Source organism: Pantoea sp. Ap-967 (assembly GCF_011752565.1).
GTDB lineage: Bacteria > Pseudomonadota > Gammaproteobacteria > Pseudomonadales > Pseudomonadaceae > Aquipseudomonas.
On the sequence record NZ_VWXK01000006.1, the window covers coordinates 211,725 to 231,437 of the forward strand.

Sequence of the window (19,713 nt, forward strand, 5' to 3'; positions counted from 1 at the left end):
CATGAAAAAGACAATCGCCTTGCTGCTGGGCGCGGCCCTGCTGTTCGCAGGGTTTGCCCAGGCGGCGCAAAAACCGCTGATTCGCATCGGCGCGCGAGTGTTCACCGAACAGACCGTGCTCGCCGAAATTACCGCGCAATACCTGCGTGCCAATGGCTTCGAGGTGCGCGTTACCAGCGGCCTTGGCAGCAGCATTGCACGCCAGGCCCAGGAAACCGGCCAGCTCGACCTGATGTGGGAGTACACCGGCGTGTCGCTGGTGTCGTACAACCATATCGACGAGCGCATGCCCGACGCTGCGGCCACCTATGCCAGGGTCAAGGAACTGGATGCCAAAAAGGACCTGATCTGGCTGACCCCGTCGAAGTTCAGCAACACCTACGCCCTGGGCCTGCCCAAGCAGGTGGCCGAGGCTTATCCACAGGTCAACACCATCAGCGACCTGAACCAGGTGCTGCGGGACGAAAGCCAGCGCAAGCACCTGGTGGCGCTGGACACCGAGTTCGCCAACCGCCCGGATGGCCTGGTGGGCCTGAAGCAGATGTACGGCCTGCAAGTGGGCCGCGCCAACATCCGCCAGATGGACGCCGGGCTGGTCTACACCGCCATGCACAACAACCAGGTGTTCGCGGGCCTGGTGTACACCACCGATGGGCGCCTGAATGCGTTCAACCTCAAGCTGCTCGAAGACGACAAGCACTACTTCCCCGACTACACCGCCGCCCCAGTCGTGCGCAAGCCAGTGCTCGACGCCAACCCGCAACTGGTCGGCCTGCTCAAGCCACTGGCCGAACAGCTCGATGACGAAACCATGCGCCAGCTCAACGCCAAAGTCGACGTCGAACACCAGAACCCGACTGCAGTGGCCGCGGCCTTCCTGCGTGACCACCCCCTGACCGCCGAGGTACAGCCATGAGCCTGCTCGACACGTTCGCCCACCTCGACTGGGCCCAGGTGCTGCAGTTGACCTGGCAGCACATCATGCTGGTCGGCGTTGCCGTGGGCCTGGCGATTGTCGTTGGCGTGCCGCTGGGCATCCTGATGACCCGCTTCCCGGCCGTTGCAGGCCCGCTGCAGGCCAGTGCCACGGTGCTGCTGACCATTCCGTCGATCGCCCTGTTCGGCCTGCTGCTGCCGTTCTACTCCAAGTTCGGCCAGGGCCTGGGGCCGCTGCCGGCGATCACCGCGGTGTTCCTCTATTCATTGCTGCCGATCCTGCGCAACACCTACCTGGCCCTGACCAACGTCGAGCCCGGCATCCGTGAAGCGGCGCGCGGTATCGGCATGACCTTCGGCCAGCGCCTGCGCATGGTCGAGCTGCCGATTGCAGTGCCAGTGATTCTCGCCGGCGTGCGCACCGCCGTGGTGATGAACATCGGCGTGATGACCATCGCCGCCACCATCGGCGCCGGCGGCCTTGGCGTGCTCATTCTCACCTCCATCAGCCGCAGCGACATGTCGATGCTGCTGGTCGGCGCGGTATTGGTCAGCCTGCTGGCAATCATCGCCGACCTGCTCCTGCAAACCCTGCAACGTGCCCTGACTCCAGAAGGACTGCGCTCATGATCGAACTCAAGCACCTCAGCAAAACCTTCGACGTCAACGGCAAGGCCGTGAAGGCCGTCGACTCGGTCAGCCTGACCGTCAACGAAGGCGAAATCTGCGTGTTCCTCGGCCCCTCGGGCTGTGGCAAGAGCACCACGCTGAAGATGATCAACCGCCTGATCACGCCAACCTCCGGCCAGGTGTTCATCAATGGCGAGGACACCAGCGCCCTGGACGAAGTGACCCTGCGCCGGCAGATCGGCTACGTGATCCAGCAGATCGGCCTGTTCCCCAACATGACCATCGAGGAGAACATCACCGTGGTCCCGCGCCTGCTCGGCTGGGACAAGCAAAAATGCCACGAACGCGCCCGCGAGCTGATGCACATGATCAAGCTCGAACCCAAGCAGTACCTGCAGCGCTACCCGCGCGAGCTGTCCGGTGGCCAGCAGCAGCGTATCGGGGTGATTCGCGCCCTGGCGGCCGAGGCGCCGGTGCTGTTGATGGACGAGCCGTTCGGTGCGGTCGACCCGATCAACCGCGAGATGATCCAGAACGAGTTCTTCGAAATGCAGCGGGCGCTGAACAAGACCGTGATCATGGTCAGCCACGACATCGACGAGGCGATCAAGCTGGGCGACAAGATCGCCATCTTCCGCGCCGGCAAGTTGCTGCAGCTGGACCACCCGGACACCTTGCTGGCGCACCCGGTGGATGATTTCGTGAGCAACTTCGTTGGCCAGGACAGCACCTTGAAACGCCTGCTGCTGGTGCGCGCCGAGGACGCGGCAGACAACGCGCCGTCGGTGAGCCCGCAAACGCCGGTGAGCGATGCGCTGGAACTGCTCGACGAGCATGACCGCCGCTACGTGGTGGTGACCGACGAACAGAACAAGGCGCTGGGGTATGTGCGCCGGCGTGACATGCACCGCCAGCAAGGCACGTGCGGGGAGTTCCTGCGCCCGTTCAATGCCACGGCATCGCATGACGAGCATTTGCGCATCCTGCTGTCGCGGATGTACGAGTTCAACCGCGCGTGGTTGCCGGTGCTCGATGCCGAACAGGTGTTCCTCGGCGAGGTGACCCAGGAGTCGATTGCCGCTTACCTGAGCTCGGGGCGTTCGCGCGGGGCCAAGACCAGCATCGTTTCGCCGGCTGAGGTGGTGGCTTCCTGAATCGCTGGGGGCGCTTTGCGCCCCAATCGCGACCTTTGGTCGCTCCTACATTGGCCCAGTAGGAGCGACCAAAGGTCGCGAAGGGCCGCACAGCGGCCCCGGCTTGGCTCAGAACCCTACACTGGCCTGCACATAGAAGGTACGCGGCTCGCCCACATACAACCCGGCATTGTTGTCGCTGGAGCGGGTGAAGTACTGCTTGTCGAACAGGTTCTTCACCCCCGCCGCCAGCTTCAGGTTGGACAGCTGCGGCCCGAAGTCATACCCACCACGGGCATGCCAGGTCACGTAACCCGGAATATCGCCATACTGCCCATCGGCACTCGGCTCGGTGATGTAGTCGCCGCTGAAGCTGCCATCGGCATTGATCCCGGTGCCCGGCGCACGCTGCTTGCTCTGGGCATAGGCATCGAGGTTCCAGGTCCAATGGTTCACCGCGTAACGCACGCCGGCCGTGGCCACCTGGCGTGAATAGAACGGCAGGTCACGGCCCTTGAAGCCGGGGATGTCGCCCTCATAGGTGGCGCGGGTAAAGGTGTAGCCCCCCGACACCGACAGCCCTTCCAGGCGCGGGTCCAGCGCGGCCAGGTCGTAGCGCACCGAGGCCTCGATGCCCTGGTGCTTGGTCGCCCCCAGGTTGGTCCAGCCCACATCGTTGCTGATGTACTGCAGCTCGTCATCGAAGTCGATGTAGAACGCCGTCAGCTCACCGGCGAAGGCGCCGTTGTCATAGCGCGTACCCACCTCATAGGTCTTGGCCTTCTCCGGCTCCAGGCCATTGGCCGTGCTGTCGCCCGCGCCGCCCTGGCCCAGCTGGAAGTACTGCAGGCTGCCGAACGACGTCTCGTAGTTGGCGAACACTTTCCAGGCATCGGAGAGGTGGTACATCACGCTCAGCGCCGGCAGCGGCTCGTTGCTGGTGATGCTGCGGTTCTTCTCCGGCACCGGCTTGCCGTTGGTGCCCAGCACCGGGCGGTCGCGCCAGTCGGTGTTGATGTGCTCGAAACGGATGCCGGGGGTGATGGTCCAGTTGCCGACGTCGATCTTGTCATCGATGTAGTAGGCGCTGGCCTCGGTGCCGCCGCTGCGGTCCTGGAACACATGGCCGTCGGAGGTTGGCGTTACGGTCGGCACGTTGTCGATCAGCGCCAGGCGCGAAGACTGCTCGCGCATGGCTTCCTTGAGGTAGCGGTAGCCAACGCTGACTTCCTGGGTGGTGGGCCCGGCGAAGAAGATCCGCGACACCCGCGGCTCGATGGCGAAGGTGTGGTAGTTGCGCGGGTACGACGACAACGTCTTCATGTCGCGCGCGGCGATGGCGCTGCCGCGAAAGCTGTCGGTGTAGTAGGTCAGCACCTCGAACTGGGTGGCCTCGTCGAGCTGGCGCTGCCACTTGAACGACACATCCTTGCGCCGCCCGGCGAAGTAGTCGTAGTCGCGCAGCGACTGGTACGGGTTGCTGTCGTACTGGGCCTGGGTCAGGCCGCCGGGCATGTCGGCGCGGCCATCGTAATAATGAAAATTGAGCCAGAACTCGTCGACGTCGGTGGGCGCCCAGTGGGTCTTGAGGATGACGTCGTCGATGTCGTTGCCGTTGTTGCTCTGGCGGTAGCCGTTGCCATTCACCCCGGTGTACAGCAAGGCCACGCCCATGCCGTTGTCGGCCGTGCCGCCAACGAACGCCGACTCGGTGTGTTTCCAGCCGCCATGTCGGGAGGTTTCCAGGGTGGTGCCCAGCTCAGCCGAGGCCTTTTCCGGAATGGCCCGAGTCACGAAGTTGATCACCCCGCCGACGTTCTGCGGGCCATAGCGCACGGAACCGGCGCCGCGCACCACATCGATGCTGTCGAGGTTGCCCGAGGAAATCGGCGCCATCGACAGCTGCGGCTGGCCATAGGGGGCGAATGCCGCCGGAATGCCGTCGATCAGCACCGTGGAGCGTGGCGACAGGCGCGAGGTCAGGCCGCGCACGCCAACGTTCAGCGACAGGTCGCTGCCGCCGGTGCCGTTGGAGTCCTGCACCTGCACGCCGGGGATGCCGCGCAGCACATCGCGCACATTCATCGCCCCTTGCTCGACCATGGCCTCGCGGCGCACCACGGTACGTGCGCCGGGGTGGTTCTGCACCACGGCCTGGTCGGCATCGCCCAGCCAGTCACCGACCACCTTGATGTCGGTGGGCGCCAGCTCCAGGCTGGCGCTGCCAAGGTCGAGCGCAGGCAAGGGCTTGATCACCACGGTGTCCTGGGACATTTCAAAGGTCAGGCCACTGCCTTGCAGCAACTGCTGCAGCGCTTGTACCGGGGCCAGGTTGCCCGACACCGCCGGCGCCTGCTTGCCCGCCACCAGTTCAGGGCTGAAGAACAGCTGAAGGTTGGTTTGCTGGCCCAGTTGGTTCAGCGCCGAAGCCAGCGGCTGGGCCTGGATCTGCAGGGTGCCGCCGGCTTGCTCGGCATGGCTGTTGACGGCCACGGTGCTGACGGCCAGGGCCAGCGCCAAGGCGCTCAGGCGTGGAAAAGGTTTGTTGTTGTTCACGTCGTCGAAACATCCACAAGAAGGAATAAACGCCAACCGCATGCGAATGGAAATGCTTGGCAGTTGCAGCTGGCGGGGAAGACGAACGAGCGGAAAAAAACCTGAATCTATTTCGCGATTATTTCGCGCGAGCCATCGGCATGGGCCTTGATCGCCACCGGCAGGATGCTCGGCAGGGCGCGCAGCAGCGCGTCGGTGTCGTCGGTGCTGAAGGTGCTGGATAGGCGCAGCTGGGCCACCTTGCCCGGGGCGACCCGCAGCGGCTCGGCACGGTAGCGGGAAACCTCAGCCACCACCTCGGCCAAGCTGGCGTTGTCGAACACCAGTTTGCCCTGGCGCCAGGCCGTCAGGGCACCGGCGTTGACGGCATACGGCGCACTCACCGTGCCGTGGGCATCGATGGCCGCGCCCTGCCCTGCGCCCAATTGCGCCACCGAAGTAGCACTGCCCTGCACCCTGACCGAACCTTGCTCCACCACCACCCGGGTGGCGGCCGGGTCCAGGCGCACATCGAAGCGGGTGCCGGTCACGGTCACGCTGCCCTGGGCGGTGTCGACCACAAATGGCCGGCTGCTGTCGTGGGCAACGATGAACATGGCTTCGCCAGCATCGAGCCGAACCTGCCGGCGCCCGGCGCTGAACGCCACCTGCAGCTGCGTGGCGCCGTTGAGCTCCAGGTGCGAGCCGTCGGGCAGTTCCACCTGGCGGCGTTCGCCCAAGGCCGTTTGAAGGTTGGCGTGATGGTTGAGCTGCTGGTAGTGCCAGCCACTCCAGCCCAGCCCCAGCGCCAGCACCGCCACACTGGCCGCCAGGGCCTGGCGCAGCAGACGCCGGCGCGGCAGTTGCGCCACCGGGTCAGGCTCGCACAAGGCCTCCAGGCGCTGGCGCGGAATCAGGCTGGCGACGCTCCACAGCGTGGCCAGCGCGTCGTACTCGGCGCGGTGCGCCGGGTCGGCGGCCAGCCAGGCGCGCAGTTGCTGTTGCAGCGCTGCATCGTGGGGGGCGTCCTGCAGGCGGACGAACCAGGCCGCCGCCTGTTCACGGGCGGTGTCGCTGCCGTGCGGTTTCATGGAAAAGCTCTCCTGACTCATCGTGCCGACACATCCAGGTGCTCGCGCAGATGCCGGAGCGTGCGAATCATATACTTTTCCACCATGTTCTTGCTCAAGCCCATGCGCTCGGCGATTTCCGCCTGGGTCAGGCCTTCGAGCTTCTGCCAGATGAACACCCGCCGACAATTGAGTGGCAATTCGGCCAGGGCACGCTCGACACTATCGGCCAGTTCCAGGGCATGCACGTAGGCTTCGGGGTCATCGCTTGCCAGCGCGCCCTGGGCGAAGGCCTCCTGCTCCAGGGCCTGGCGCCGGTCCTCGCGGCGAAAGCCGTCGACGGCGATGTTGCGTGCGGTCTGGTGCAGGTAGGCACGCGGCTGCTCGACCTGCTCGCGCGGGTTTTCCAGCACCCGGACGAAGGCATCGTGGGTGAGGTCCTCGGCCTGCTGGCGACTGCGCAACTTGCGCGTCCAGGTACCGATCAGCTCATGGTAATGGTCGAGGAAGCCTTTGTGTCCGGACACGGTCTGGGTCGTCAGGGAGGCGGGAAAGGGTGCGAATAGTAATGTTTCTCATCCATAACGGCAATTCTGCCCGACGGTAACAAAAAATTTATCGTCTTTTTCATGCACGGCAGTGCCAGGAACATGTGGCCATAAATATGAACACCACAGGCCCTTTCGCGGGCAAGCCCGCTCCTACAAGGAATGCCAAAACCCTGTAGGAACGGGTTTACCCGCGAGGGGGCCAAGGTGGTCCATTCCACAATTTTTTACGCTTGAAACACCGTGGGGAACATCAGGCGGTCACGCGAGTCGGTTATTCAAATGGCAGGGCGTCGATCCACGGCGATCACGCCCGGATTGCCTGTTGATTCTGCATTCTTCACGCCCTAAAGTGCGCGCCGAACGTCCATGCTGGAAACGATCCATCCGGCTCAAGTACTGAGTAGGCGAACCAAAGTGGGGATACGGAGGACGTTCAGTTTGCAGCCACTTAATCTTTCAGTTTGCCCATGGAGTCCCTGAGCATGTCGATCCAGGTCGAAGACTATTTCGCGCGTGACACCTTCCAGAAAATGAAGGCGTTCGCCGACAAGCAGGAAACCCCGTTCGTACTCATCGACACCCAGATGATCAGCCAGGCCTATGACGACCTGCGCGCCGGGTTCGAATTCGCCAAGGTTTACTACGCGGTCAAGGCCAACCCGGCCGTCGAGATCATCGACCTGCTCAAAGAGAAAGGTTCGAGCTTCGACATCGCCTCGATCTACGAGCTGGACAAGGTGCTGAGCCGCGGTGTCAGCGCCGACCGCATCAGCTATGGCAACACCATCAAGAAGTCCAAGGACATCCGCTACTTCTTCGAGAAGGGTGTGCGCCTGTTCGCCACCGACTCCGAGGCCGACCTGCGCAACATCGCCAAGGCCGCGCCGGGTTCGAAGGTGTACGTGCGTATCCTCACCGAAGGCTCGACCACCGCCGACTGGCCGCTGTCGCGCAAGTTCGGCTGCCAGACCGACATGGCCATGGACCTGCTGATCCTGGCCCGTGACCTGGGCCTGGTGCCCTACGGCATTTCCTTCCACGTAGGCTCCCAGCAGCGCGACATCAGCGTGTGGGACGCGGCCATCGCCAAGGTCAAGGTGATCTTCGAGCGCCTGAAGGAAGAAGACGGCATCGAGCTCAAGCTGATCAACATGGGTGGCGGCTTCCCGGCCAACTACATCACCCGTACCAACAGCCTGGAAACCTACGCCGAAGAAATCATCCGCTTCCTCAAGGAAGACTTCGGTGACGACCTGCCGGAAATCATCCTGGAGCCAGGCCGTTCGCTGATCGCCAACGCCGGTATCCTGGTCAGTGAAGTGGTGCTGGTAGCACGCAAGTCGCGTACCGCCGTCGAGCGCTGGATCTACACCGACGTGGGCAAGTTCTCTGGCCTGATCGAAACCATGGACGAAGCCATCAAGTTCCCGATCTGGACCGAGAAGAAAGGCGAAGCTGAAGAAGTGGTGATCGCCGGCCCTACCTGCGACAGCGCCGACATCATGTACGAGAACTACAAGTACGGCCTGCCGCTGAACCTGGCCATCGGTGACCGCCTGTACTGGCTGTCGACCGGTGCCTACACCACCAGCTACAGCGCAGTGGAATTCAACGGCTTCCCGCCGCTGAAGGCTTACTACCTGTAACGCAAGAACGGGGCCGCAAGGCCCCGTTCTTCTATCGGAGCAGGCTCAAAGCGCGCGATAATCCTTCACCTCGAAGCTGAACGCAGGATTCGAGCCACGGGTACCCACATACCCTTTGTCGACATGCTTCACATCGTTGCCCTTGTGGTCGGCGATCTGAATCACCATGCCCTCGCCTGGCTGCCCACTGATGATCTTCAAGGCCCAGGCAACATGGTCGCCTGTATTACCGTAAAAACCCAGGTAGCCATTCCTGCTGGTGTCCAGCCGCTTGCCCGCATAGGACTTCGGGCTCTGGCAGCTGATTCTGAACTGCTGGGTAGCTTCATCAAGCAGCTCGAAGCGCAACGTGACATCAGACGCTTTGGAAAAATCAGCGTCGAACTCCTTTACCAGCCACCCCGCCCCCGCCATATCCAAACCGCCCGAGGCATAATCATCTTCGATCACCATCAACCTTGAGTCGGCCGAAAGCCCACTCCAGTAATCGCTACTACTCGGTTGCCCCAAAATTTTGAGGCTGGCAGTGAAAGACTGTTTCAACTTGGATTCATTCATGACGTAACTCCCGTTGCATTGCAGTGCCGAGCGAAGCGCTACAGGGGCACAAGCGCCTGTCTCTTCGCGCTATGGATGAGCGACCATCCTCACTGCCAACTGCGCAACAGGTAACCCGGAAAACTACCCACAATGCCATGGGTGCACAGGCTCAAGCACCCCGCCGCTCAACCTCTTCGGCATAACGCGCGGCAAAGCTCATCAGCAGCGGCCCGGCGCCCTGCAAGGTCACCAGGGCGCTGCGCAGGAAGTTCATGTTCCCTTCGACCCGCGCTCGCTCCAACCAGGCGCCGGCCTCGGCCATCTCGCCGCGCTCGGCCAGCACCATGGCCAGGCTGAACATCCCGCGAAAATCCCCCGCCTCGGCCGAGCGGCGATACCAGCGCACCGCCCGCACCGGGCTGGCAGCGGTGGCGATGCCGTGCTCCAGGTAGCGCCCGTACAGGTTCATCGACTTGGCGTGGCCCATTTGCGCGGCCTTCTCGTAGCAAGTCAGCGCCTGGGCCTGGTTGGCCGGCAAGCCACGCCCGGTTGCCAGCAGGTTGCCCAGGTTGTAAAGGCCCCAGTCCAGGCCTGCGTCAGCTGCCTGGGCATAATGGATGGCCGCTTGCGACGGATTCTGCTCACCGCCCCAGCCATGCTCCAGGCAGCGCCCGAGCATGTTGTGCGCCATGGCGCTGCCGCCTTGGGCGGCGATGCCGAACCAGCGCCGGGCGACGCCGGCATCCTGCTCGATGCCACGGCCGTCGAGCAGGATCTGCCCGAGCAGCAGCTGCGCCTCGACCACGCCCTGCCCCGCCGCTGCCAGAATCGCCTGGGCGGCCTTGCCGGGGCTTTCTTCGAGCATCGCCTGCAGGCCCGCCACATCCACCACTTCTTCACGTCGCAACTGATAGGACACGGTTCAGACCTCGGCCCAGCGGCGCAGCAGGTTGTGGTAGGTGCCGGTCAGTTGCAGCAGGGACGGGTGGTCCGGCACGTCGGCGGTGAGTTGCTGGATGGCGTTGTCCATCTCGAACAACAGCGCCCGCTGGCTGTCCTCGCGCACCAGGCTTTGGGTCCAGAAGAACGCGGCATAGCGCACGCCACGGGTCACCGGGTTGACCTTGTGCAGGCTGGTGCCGGGGTACAGCACCAGGTCACCGGCCGCCAGCTTCACCTGTTGTTCGCCATAGGTGTCCTGGATCACCAGCTCACCGCCGTCGTAGCTGTCCGGGTCGCTGAGAAACAGCGTGGAGGACAGGTCGGTGCGCACCCGCTCCGGGCTGCCCTTGGGCTGGCGCAGGGCGTTGTCGATGTGGAAACCGAAGTTGCCGCCTTCGCGGTAGCAGTTGATCAACGGCGGGAACACCTTGTGTGGCAACGCCGCTGACATGAAACGCGGCGTCTGCCACAGACGATCGATCAGCGCGCTGCCGATCTCCTTGCCCAGCGGGTGGCCTTCGGGCAGTTGCAGGTTGTGCTTGGCCTTGGCCGACTGGTACCCGGCGGTAACCTTGCCATCGGCCCAGTCGGTCTGCTCCAGGGCCTCGCGAATACGGGCCAGTTCAGCGGCGTCGAACAACCCTGGGATATGAAGCAGCATGGCGGCCCACCGTTAAGATCTGTAAAGGCGTCAATGATATTGATTCCCTTTTACGCGACACAAGCCCTTGGCGTGCCTTAGACGATTCAGCGTCGGTAAAACGTAAAGAGAATTTGTAAAGATTGTAAATTTCTAGCGAATGGTAACGAGTCTCAATTGTGCCTTACAATCCCTTACATTAACATCCGCGGCCTTCACACCTTGGGGAAGGTCTACAACAATGCGTCAATACGTACCATCTGCAGTCAGCTCGCCACGCCTGATCGTGACCGCCATCGGCGTCGCCCTCAGCGCTTCGACCGTTTACGCCGCCGAACCGGCCGCCACCAGCGCCATCACCCTCGACGCCACCAGCGTCAATGGCAAGGCTGAGCAGGCCAGCACCGACTACAAGGTCGATAAAGCCGCTTCGCAGAAGTACACCGCACCGTTGGTGGACACCCCGCGCTCGGTGACCGTCATCCCGCAGCAAGTGATCAAGGACACCAACGCCCTGACCCTGCAGGACGCCCTGCGTACCGTACCCGGCATCACCTTTGGCGCCGGCGAAGGCGGCAACCCGCAAGGCGACCGCCCGTTCATCCGTGGCTTCGATGCCCAGGGTGACACCTACCTGGACGGCGTGCGCGACACTGGCGCGCAAACCCGCGAAATCTTCGCCATTGAATCGGTAGAAGTGGCCAAGGGCCCGAACTCGGCCATCGGCGGCCGTGGCGCTGCCGGCGGCACCATCAACCTGGTGAGCAAGCGCGCACACCTGGGCAACTCGCTGGACGGCGCCTGGACCTGGGGCAGCGACCAGACCCAGCGCTACACCTTCGATGGCAACTACCAGTTCAGCGACACCGTTGCCGGCCGCCTGAACCTGATGACCCACGAAAGCAACGTTGCCGGCCGCGACAAGGTCAACTACGACCGCTGGGGTATCGCCCCGTCCCTGGCCTTCGGCCTGGGCACCGCCACTCGCGTGAACCTTGACTACTACCACCTGGAAAGCGACGACCTGCCGGATTCGGGCATTCCTTACAGCATTCCGACCGCAGGCAGCGGCGCGCGCACCTCGGCGCACCCGAGCAAGCCGAACGACGGCGGCGACAGCGACAACTTCTATGGCCTGACCGGGCGCGATTTCCGCAAGACCCGCGTCGACATCGCCACGTTCGCCTTCGAGCACGACCTGACCGACTCGCTGACCATCAAGAACACCCTGCGCCACGGCAACAGCATGCAGGACTACATCCTGACCCAGCCCGACGACAGCAAGGGCAACGTCAACAACGGCAGCGTCTGGCGCCGTGCCAACAGCCGTGTCGGCAACACCGCCACCACCACCAACCAAACCGACCTGTTCGGCGAGTTCTACGTGGGCGGCCTGAAGAACAGCTTCTCCACCGGTATCGAACTGAGCCGTGAAGAAAGCGACCGTTCCTCGTACAACGTCAACACCGACACCACCCCAGGCTCGCCAGCCAGCTCCAGCACCAACTGCACCCCGGGCATGATCGGCGCCAGCAGCGGCTACAACTGCACCTCGCTGGGCAACCCGAACCCGGACGATCCGTGGAACGGCGCGATCTCGCGCAACTACGCCGGCACCACCACCAACAGCAAGACCCGGGCGATCTACGTGTTCGACACCCTGGAGCTGACGCCTGACTGGCTGTTGAACATGGGCCTGCGCTACGACCACTTCGACACCGACTACAAGACCTTCAACGCCGCCGGCACCACCACCGCCAAAGGCAAGGACGTCAGCGAGTTCGTCACCGGCCAGCTGGGCCTGGTGTGGAAACCGGCCGAAAACGGCAGCATCTATGTCTCCTATGCCACCTCCGCAACGCCGCCAGGCGCCCTGCTCGGCGAAGGCATGGAAGGCAACCCACTGGGCGGCACGCCAGACCGTAACGGCAACCTGCTGGGCAGCGACATGGAGCCGGAAGAAACCACCAACTATGAAATCGGCACCAAGTGGAACCTGCTGAACGAGCGCCTGTCGCTGGCAGCCGCGCTGTTCCGCACCGAGAAGGAAAACGCCCGCGTCCAGGTGAACACCAACACCTACGAAAACATCGGCGAAACCCGCGTACAGGGCATCGAGTTGTCGGCCAGCGGCAAGATCACCGACAAGTGGCAGGTGTTCGCCGGCTACACCTACATGCAGGCTCGCCAGATCGATGGCGGCCCGCTGGGCAAGGCCAACGACGGCAACCAGCTGCCGAACACGCCGAACAACAGCGCAAGCCTGTGGACCACCTATTCGATCACGCCGAAGCTGACGGTCGGTGGCGGTGCGTTCTACGTGGATGACGTGTACGGCAGCGTGGCCAACACCACCATGGTCGACAGCTACGTACGCTACGACGCCATGGCCGCCTACAAGCTGACCAAGAACGTCGACCTGCAGCTGAACGTGCAGAACCTGACCAACGAGGTGTACTACGACAAGGCCTTCTCCACCCACTTCGCCAACCAGGCGGCCGGGCGGACTGCACTGTTGACCACCAGCGTGCACTTCTGATGATGGGCCTGGGCTAGCCTGCCCGGGCCTCTTCGCGGGACAAGCCCGCTCCTACAATGGGTTCCCTTTGTAGGAGCAGGCTTGCCCCGCGAAGAGGCCGGCACAGGCAACCCCTAAAAGAAATCACCCCCCGCCCCGTTCATTCCCGTGAGCGGGGCGTTTGCGTATCAAGGCATAATGCAGGTCGCGCAGGACGCGGCGGTTTACAAGGTGAGAGATGTGGTGAAGAAGACGCTGTTCCAATTGCACTGGTTCTTTGGCATCACCGCTGGCCTGGTGCTGGCCTTGATGGGCATTACCGGCGCCCTGTACTCGTTCCAGGAAGAGCTGCTGCGTGCGTTCAACGCCGACGTGCTCAAGGTCGAGGTGCGCGCCGAAGGCGTGCTGCCCCCTGCCGAACTGGTACGCCGGGTAGAAGCCGAGCAAGGCGAGAAGGTGTCGATGCTGTGGGTGGATGTACGCGAAGGCAATGCCGCACGCATCTTCTTCACCCCACCACCCGGTGAACGCCGTGGCGAGCTGCGCTACGCCGACCCGTACACCGGCGCGCTCAAGGGCGAGGCCAGCGGGCAAGGCTTCTTCAACCTGATGCTCAACCTGCACCGCTTCCTTGCCATCGGCGACACCGGGCGGCAGATCACCGGCGCCTGTACCCTGATGCTGGTGTTCTTCTGCCTCTCTGGCCTGTACCTGCGCTGGCCGCGCAAGGCCCTGAACTGGCGCACCTGGCTGACCCTCGACTGGGCCAAGAAAGGCCGCGCCTTCAACTGGGACCTGCACGCCGTGGCCGGCACCTGGTGCCTGCTGTTCTACCTGCTGTTCGCCCTTACCGGGCTGTTCTGGTCCTACGAGTGGTACCGCGCCGGCCTGAACAAACTGCTGGCCGACGAACCTGCGGCCGGGCAGCAACAGAAACGCGGTGAAGGCCGCGGCCGCCACGGCCCGCCCCAGGCCGACAAGAATGCCCCGGCGCTGGTGGTGGACTACGACGCCATCTGGGCCAGCCTCAAGAACGCCGCAGGCCCGAACCTTGCCGCCTACAACCTGCGCCTGCCACCGGCAGGCGGCCAGCCGGCCAACCTGTTCTACCTGCAGGAAGACGCAGCCCACCCGCGCGCCTTCAACACCCTGGTGCTGGACCCGGCCACCGGCCAGGTGAAAAGCCATGACCGCTACACCGACAAGTCCTTCAAGGCGCAGCTGCTGCAAAGCGTGTACGCCCTGCACGTGGGCGAATATTTCGGCCTGCCGGGGCGCATCATCGTCACCGTCGCCAGCCTGACCATGCCGCTGTTCTTCGTCACCGGCTGGCTGCTGTACCTCGACCGCCGCCGTAAGAAGCGCCAGGTGCGTGCTGCCCGTGGCAACGTGGCCAGCGCCAAGGCCGGCGGCGACAGCTGGCTGATCGGCTTCGCCAGCCAAAGCGGCCTGGCCGAGCAGCTGGCCTGGCAGAGTGCCGGCCAGTTGCAGGCCGCCGGCGTGCCGGTGCAGGTCCGCGCCCTGGCCGAACTGGGTGAGCACGAGCTGCGCCAGGCTCGCCGTGCGTTGTTCGTGGTCAGCACCTTTGGCGATGGCGAAGCCCCCGACAGCGCTCGTGGTTTCGAACGCAAGGTGCTTGGCCAACCGTGGGCACTGAACCACCTCGACTACGCCCTGCTCGCCCTGGGCGACCGCCAGTACCCGCACTTCTGCGGCTTCGCCCGGCGCCTGCAGGCCTGGCTTGGCGAGCGCGGCGCCAGCACGGCGTTCAGCCCGGTGGAAGTGGACAACGCCGACCCGGCCGCCCTGCAACAATGGCAGCAGGAACTGGCGCAACTGACCGGCGCCCAGCCGGTAGCGGCCTGGCAGCCGCCAAGCTACGGCAACTGGACCCTCGTGCGCCGCGAGCTGTTGAACCCTGGCAGCCAGGGCCAACCGGTGTACTTGCTTGGCCTGTGCCCGCAGGCGCCTGCCAGCTGGGAGGCCGGGGACCTGGTGGAGGCCCTGCCGCTCAATGGCCAGCCACGGATCGACGCCTTCCTCAACGGCATGGCGCTGGATGTGAATGCCAAGGTGCAGGTCGAAGGCCTTGCCGAATCCCTTGGCCAGGCCCTGGCCGGCCGCCAGTTGCCAACCCGCCGCGATCACCTGATCGGCCTGCAGCCCCAGGCCCTGGTGGATGCCCTGGTGCCGATCGGCAGCCGCGAATATTCGATCGCCTCGATCGCCAGCGATGGCGTGCTGGAGCTGATCGTGCGCCAGGAGCGCCACGCCGATGGCCACCTGGGCCTGGGCTCTGGCTGGCTCACCGAGTACCTGCCGCTCAACGGCACTTTGAACCTGCGCCTGCGCCGCAACAGCAGCTTCCACCTGCCAGACAGCGCAGCGCCGATGATCCTGATCGGCAACGGCACGGGCCTGGCCGGCCTCCGTAGCCTGATTCGCGCGCGGGTGAATGCCGGCGAGCAGCGTAACTGGCTGCTGTTTGGCGAGCGCAATCGAGCCCATGACCTGCTGTGTGGCCAGGAGCTGCAGGCGTGGATCGAGCGGGGTGACCTGGCGCGGCTGGACCTGGCCTTCTCACGGGATCAGGCCGAGAAGGTGTATGTGCAGGATGTGTTGCTGCAGCACGGCGAGGAATTCAAACGCTGGGTTGCCGACGGGGCCTGTGTGTATGTCTGCGGCAGCCTGCAAGGCATGGCGGCTGGCGTGGATGCGGCGCTCAATGGGTTGCTGGGGGAAGACGCCGTGCAGCAGTTGATCGAGGATGGGCGGTATCGGCGGGATGTGTATTGATTCGAGTTTGATTTAAGCAGGGCCGGCCCTTTCGCGGGGCAAGCCCGCTCCTACACCCGCGAAGAGGCCGAGCCGGGTTTAGTGCAACTCGAAGGTATCGGCATCCAGGTTGGCCGGAAACTTGGTGCGGTACGCCGCCAGTTCCGCCGCGCTCAACACCGCCGTGAACACCCCATCGGCCTCCCCTGCACTGAGCAGGCTCTCGCCCTGGAAGTCCAGCACCTGGCTGTCCCCGGAATAGGCAAAGCCCTTGCCGTCCGTCCCCACCCGGTTCACCGCCGCCACATAGCACAGGTTCTCGATGCCCCGCGCCGGCAGCAGCCGGTTCCAGTGCTGGCGGCGCGCTGCCGGCCAGTTGGCGGTGTACAGCAACAGGTCGGTGTCCTGGGCATCACGGCTCCACACCGGGAAGCGCAGGTCGTAGCAGATCAACGGGCGCACCCGCCAACCCTTGATCTCGAACTGCACCTGGCGTTCGCCCGGGGTGTAGTGCTTGTGCTCACCGGCCATGCGGAACAGGTGGCGCTTGTCGTAGTGCAGGATCTCGCCATCGGGCCGCGCCCACAGCAGGCGGTTGCGGTGGCTGCCATCGGCGGCCTGGATAATTACGCTGCCGGTTACCACCGCATCGATACGCTTGGCCTGGGCCTTGAGCCACTTGTAGGTCGGGCCGTTCTCAGGTTCGCAGAGGCTTTCCGACTGCATCGAGAACCCGGTGGTGAACATTTCCGGCAGGATCACCAAATCAGCCCCGCGGGCTTGGTCCAGCAACACCTCGAAATGCGCGTAGTTGGCCTCGCGGTCATGCCAGGCCAGGGTGGTCTGCACCAGGGCGACATGCAGGTTGGGCAGGGTACTCAGATCGCGCATAGTTTTTCCGCTGCCTGGCGCAGCGTCTCCTCTCGTTTGGCAAAGCACAGGCGGACCAGGCGTTGCTCGGGAATGGGCTGCTGGTAGAACACCGACACCGGAATGCTGGCCACGCCGTGCTCGCGGGTGAGCCACAGGGCCATGTCGACGTCGTTCAGGTCCGGGCGAATCTGCGAATAGTCCACCAGCTGGAAGTAGGTGCCTGCGGTGCGCGTGAAGCGCAAGCGCGACCCTTCGAGCAGGTCGCAGAACAGGTCACGCTTGGCCTGGTAGAAGCCCGGCAACTCATCGATGTGCTCGGGATGCTCGGCCATGAAATCGGCCAGGGCACATTGCAGGGGCGTAACACCACAGAAGTTGACGTACTGGTGCACCTTGCGCAGCTCGGCGCTCAGGGCAGGCGGTGCGATCACGTAGCCGGTTTTCCAACCGGTGACGTGGTAGGTCTTGCCGAACGAACTGACCACGAAGGCGCGCGAATACAGCTGCTCGTGGGCCAGCACGCTGGCGTGGCGCACGCCGTCGTACACCAGGTGCTCATACACCTCGTCGCTGACCAGGTAGATATCCCGGTCGGCAATCAACCGTGCGAGCTGGTCGAGGTCGTCGCGGGTGATCAGCGCGCCGCTTGGGTTGTGCGGCGAGTTGAGGATCACCATGCGTGTACGCGGGCTCAGGGCATCGCTGAACTTCTGCCAGTCGATGCGGAAATCGCCGTCGCTCAACTGCACATGCACGCAGCGGCCGCCGGCCAGTTCCACGGAAGGTTCGTAGCTGTCGTAGCACGGGTCGAAGACGATCACTTCGTCACCCGCGTGGATCACCGCCTGAATCGCACAGAAGATCGCCTCGGTGGCACCGGGGGTGATGGTCACCTCCTGGTCGGCATCCACCTGCGCGCCATACAGCCGCGCTACCTTGGCCGCCACTTGCTGGCGCAGGGCTGGCAGGCCGGTCATTGGCGAATACTGGTTATGCCCGGCGGCCACGTGCCGGCCCACTGCATCGAGCAGGGCCTGGGGGCCGTTGAAGTCGGGGAAACCCTGGGACAGGTTGAGCGCGCCGGTTTGCACGGCGAGCTGGGACATGGTGGTGAAGATGGTCGTGCCGACATTCGGCAGTTTGCTGCGGATCATGGAGCCCTCTTTCCTGGGGTGTATCCGGCACGGGGTAGAGTCCGAGCATAGCGGATCGAGCAGTCAGGAAAAAGGTTGAAACAATAGGGGGATTGCGCTGGATCAACAGCCCATTGCAAGAGCAACGGCCTTGCTCGGCAGGGTAGGAGCGAGCGTTGCTCGCGATGGGTCGCGCAGCGGCCCCAGGTTCTCAGCTTCGCAGCCGATATTGCCGGGGCTGCGTTGCAGCCCATCGCGAGCAAGGCTCGCTCCTACAGGGATTGCGCCCGCTTTTGAAGGTTGTTTAGCGCTTGTCGCGGCGCTTCTTCTCGGCCTTCTTGTGGTGCGACATCAAGCGGCGTTTCTTGTTGACCTGGCGATCGGTGAGGGTGTTTTTCTTGCCCTCGAACGGGTTCTCACCGCCCTTGTACTCGATGCGGATCGGCGTACCGACCAGCTTCAGCACACGGCGGTAGGTGTTCTCCAGGTAACGCGAGTAAGACCTCGGCATCTTGTCGGTCTGGTTGCCGTGAATCACGATCAGCGGCGGGTTGGCACCGCCCAGGTGGGCATAGCGCAGCTTGATGCGGCGACCATTGACCAGCGGCGGCTGGTGCTCGCTCACGGCGTCTTCGAGGATCTGCGTCAGGCGGCTGGTTGGCCAGCGGGTCACCGCCGACTTGAACGCGGCCTGCACCGACTTGTACAGGTGGCCCACGCCAGTGCCGTGCAAGGCGGAAATGAAGTGGATGTCGGCGAAGTCGACGAAGAACAGCCGGCGCTCCAGCTCGGTCTTCACGTAGTCACGCTCGCCCGACTCCATGCCATCCCACTTGTTCAGGGCGATGACAATGGCGCGGCCAGCGTCCAGGGCGAAGCCCAGCAGGTTGAGGTCGTGGTCCACCACACCTTCGCGGGCGTCCATGACGAAGATCACCACGTTGGCGTCCTTGATCGCCTGCAGGGTCTTCACCACCGAGAACTTCTCGACTTCCTCGTGGATCTTGCCGCGCTTGCGCACGCCGGCGGTGTCGATGAAGGTGTACTTCTCGCCATCACGCTCGAACGGGATGTAGATACTGTCGCGGGTGGTGCCCGGCTGGTCGTAGACCACCACGCGCTCTTCGCCGAGCATGCGGTTGACCAGGGTCGACTTGCCCACGTTCGGGCGGCCGATGATGGCGATCTTGATGCCATCCTTCTCGCTCGGGCCAGGGATACGAACCGCTTCCTCGCCTTCGGCGACTTCGGCGTCCAGCGCCTCTTCCACCGCGTCACGCGGGATGTGGCCAAGTACCGATTCCATCAGCGCGTTGATGCCACGGCCCTGGGAGCCGGCCACCGGAATGGCGTTGCCCATGCCCAGCGGGGAGAACTCGGCGCGGGCGACATCGGCATCGATGTTGTCGATCTTGTTGGCCACCAGGATGGCTGCCTTGTTGCGCTTGCGCAGGTGCTCGGCAATCATTTGGTCGGCGGCGGTCATGCCGGCGCGGGCGTCCACCAGGAACAGGACGTAGTCGGCTTCCTCGATGGCCATCAGCGACTGCTCGGCCATCTTCTCGTCCATGCCCACTTCGTCACCGGTGATACCGCCGGTGTCGATCAGGATGAAGGAACGACCCTGCCAGCTGGCATCACCATACTGGCGGTCACGGGTCAGGCCCGACAGGTCACCGACGATGGCATCGCGGGTTTTGGTCAGGCGGTTGAACATGGTGGATTTGCCGACGTTCGGCCGTCCCACCAGGGCGATTACGGGAACCATGCGGCTCTCCACTCTTGAATTCT

At 64.0% G+C, this 19,713-nt stretch carries 15 protein-coding genes; 6 read left to right on the plus strand and 9 right to left on the minus strand.

Translation table 11 applies throughout. From position 1 onward, the window contains the following. Position 1 precedes the first annotated feature (1 nt). From F3J45_RS09195 to F3J45_RS09205, 3 genes are read left to right on the plus strand one after another with little or no spacing between them, the layout of a single operon-like run. The gene (locus F3J45_RS09195) at positions 2-916 is read left to right on the plus strand and encodes a glycine betaine ABC transporter substrate-binding protein (protein WP_167060632.1); all 915 of its coding nucleotides are present in this window, start codon (positions 2-4) and stop codon (positions 914-916) included. Further along, positions 913-1,566 carry an ABC transporter permease gene (locus F3J45_RS09200; protein WP_167060635.1) on the plus strand — a complete coding sequence of 218 codons (654 nt, stop codon included), beginning with the start codon at positions 913-915 and terminating at the stop codon, positions 1,564-1,566. The genes F3J45_RS09195 and F3J45_RS09200 overlap by 4 nt, the downstream gene beginning before the upstream one ends. Further along, complete coding sequence (locus tag F3J45_RS09205; protein WP_167060638.1) at positions 1,563-2,720, plus strand: betaine/proline/choline family ABC transporter ATP-binding protein; 1,158 nt, start codon at positions 1,563-1,565, stop codon at positions 2,718-2,720. The genes F3J45_RS09200 and F3J45_RS09205 overlap by 4 nt, the downstream gene beginning before the upstream one ends. Positions 2,721-2,828: 108 nt before the next feature. Here F3J45_RS09205 and F3J45_RS09210 read toward each other — a convergent pair whose 3' ends face one another. From F3J45_RS09210 to F3J45_RS09220, 3 genes are all read right to left on the minus strand, one after another. After that, a complete protein-coding gene (locus tag F3J45_RS09210) occupies positions 2,829-5,255 on the minus strand; it encodes a TonB-dependent siderophore receptor (protein WP_167060641.1) in 2,427 nt (808 codons plus the stop codon). A gap of 107 nt (positions 5,256-5,362) precedes the next feature. Further along, positions 5,363-6,325, minus strand: coding sequence for a FecR family protein (locus tag F3J45_RS09215; RefSeq protein ID WP_167060644.1), 963 nt, complete (start codon positions 6,323-6,325; stop codon positions 5,363-5,365). A 17-nt stretch (positions 6,326-6,342) separates the two neighbouring features. After that, a complete protein-coding gene (locus tag F3J45_RS09220) occupies positions 6,343-6,831 on the minus strand; it encodes a sigma-70 family RNA polymerase sigma factor (protein ID WP_167060647.1) in 489 nt (162 codons plus the stop codon). A 506-nt stretch (positions 6,832-7,337) separates the two neighbouring features. Between F3J45_RS09220 and F3J45_RS09225 the strand changes: the two genes are divergently transcribed. Beyond that, entirely contained in the window at positions 7,338-8,501 is a 1,164-nt protein-coding gene (locus tag F3J45_RS09225) for a type III PLP-dependent enzyme (RefSeq protein WP_167060650.1), read from the plus strand. A 45-nt stretch (positions 8,502-8,546) separates the two neighbouring features. Here the strand turns inward: F3J45_RS09225 and F3J45_RS09230 are convergent, their stop codons facing one another. From F3J45_RS09230 to F3J45_RS09240, 3 genes are all read right to left on the minus strand, one after another. Beyond that, positions 8,547-9,059, minus strand: coding sequence for a hypothetical protein (locus F3J45_RS09230; protein WP_167060653.1), 513 nt, complete (start codon positions 9,057-9,059; stop codon positions 8,547-8,549). A 151-nt stretch (positions 9,060-9,210) separates the two neighbouring features. Continuing rightward, positions 9,211-9,960 carry a tetratricopeptide repeat protein gene (locus F3J45_RS09235; protein WP_167060656.1) on the minus strand — a complete coding sequence of 250 codons (750 nt, stop codon included), beginning with the start codon at positions 9,958-9,960 and terminating at the stop codon, positions 9,211-9,213. Between the two features lie 3 nt (positions 9,961-9,963). After that, positions 9,964-10,644 carry a Fe2+-dependent dioxygenase gene (locus F3J45_RS09240; RefSeq protein WP_167060659.1) on the minus strand — a complete coding sequence of 227 codons (681 nt, stop codon included), beginning with the start codon at positions 10,642-10,644 and terminating at the stop codon, positions 9,964-9,966. Between the two features lie 220 nt (positions 10,645-10,864). Between F3J45_RS09240 and F3J45_RS09245 the strand changes: the two genes are divergently transcribed. Both F3J45_RS09245 and F3J45_RS09250 read left to right on the plus strand, forming a co-directional pair. Next, positions 10,865-13,162 (plus strand): TonB-dependent siderophore receptor, encoded by a 2,298-nt coding sequence (locus tag F3J45_RS09245; RefSeq protein ID WP_167060662.1) that lies wholly within the window; start codon positions 10,865-10,867, stop codon positions 13,160-13,162. 222 nt (positions 13,163-13,384) lie between these two features. Continuing rightward, positions 13,385-15,937, plus strand: a complete 2,553-nt coding sequence (locus F3J45_RS09250; RefSeq protein ID WP_205300452.1) for a sulfite reductase flavoprotein subunit alpha — start codon at positions 13,385-13,387, stop codon at positions 15,935-15,937. Positions 15,938-16,015: 78 nt separating this feature from the next. Here the strand turns inward: F3J45_RS09250 and F3J45_RS09255 are convergent, their stop codons facing one another. The 3 genes from F3J45_RS09255 to der all read right to left on the minus strand — a co-directional run bounded on the left by F3J45_RS09255 (position 16,016) and on the right by der (position 19,690). Further along, positions 16,016-16,789: an amidohydrolase gene (locus F3J45_RS09255; RefSeq protein ID WP_205300455.1), complete on the minus strand. Its 774-nt coding sequence runs from the start codon at positions 16,787-16,789 to the stop codon at positions 16,016-16,018. A gap of 5 nt (positions 16,790-16,794) precedes the next feature. Next, on the minus strand, positions 16,795-17,943 hold the full coding sequence (locus F3J45_RS09260) for a pyridoxal phosphate-dependent aminotransferase (protein ID WP_167060671.1): 1,149 nt from the start codon (positions 17,941-17,943) through the stop codon (positions 16,795-16,797). A 283-nt stretch (positions 17,944-18,226) separates the two neighbouring features. Further along, positions 18,227-19,690 (minus strand): ribosome biogenesis GTPase Der, encoded by a 1,464-nt coding sequence (gene der / locus F3J45_RS09265; protein WP_167060674.1) that lies wholly within the window; start codon positions 19,688-19,690, stop codon positions 18,227-18,229. Positions 19,691-19,713: the final 23 nt, after the last annotated feature.

Excerpts from the sequence above, each read along its gene's own strand:
- F3J45_RS09195 (WP_167060632.1), top strand. The coding sequence starts at position 2 with ATGAAAAAGACAATCGCCTTGCTGCTGGGCGCGGCCCTGCTGTTCGCA.
- F3J45_RS09200 (WP_167060635.1), top strand. The coding sequence starts at position 913 with ATGAGCCTGCTCGACACGTTCGCCCACCTCGACTGGGCCCAGGTGCTG.
- F3J45_RS09205 (WP_167060638.1), top strand. The coding sequence starts at position 1,563 with ATGATCGAACTCAAGCACCTCAGCAAAACCTTCGACGTCAACGGCAAG.
- F3J45_RS09215 (WP_167060644.1), bottom strand. The coding sequence starts at position 6,325 with ATGAAACCGCACGGCAGCGACACCGCCCGTGAACAGGCGGCGGCCTGG.
- F3J45_RS09225 (WP_167060650.1), top strand. The coding sequence starts at position 7,338 with ATGTCGATCCAGGTCGAAGACTATTTCGCGCGTGACACCTTCCAGAAA.
- F3J45_RS09230 (WP_167060653.1), bottom strand. The coding sequence starts at position 9,059 with ATGAATGAATCCAAGTTGAAACAGTCTTTCACTGCCAGCCTCAAAATT.
- F3J45_RS09240 (WP_167060659.1), bottom strand. The coding sequence starts at position 10,644 with ATGCTGCTTCATATCCCAGGGTTGTTCGACGCCGCTGAACTGGCCCGT.
- F3J45_RS09245 (WP_167060662.1), top strand. The coding sequence starts at position 10,865 with ATGCGTCAATACGTACCATCTGCAGTCAGCTCGCCACGCCTGATCGTG.
- F3J45_RS09260 (WP_167060671.1), bottom strand. The coding sequence starts at position 17,943 with ATGATCCGCAGCAAACTGCCGAATGTCGGCACGACCATCTTCACCACC.
- der (WP_167060674.1), bottom strand. The coding sequence starts at position 19,690 with ATGGTTCCCGTAATCGCCCTGGTGGGACGGCCGAACGTCGGCAAATCC.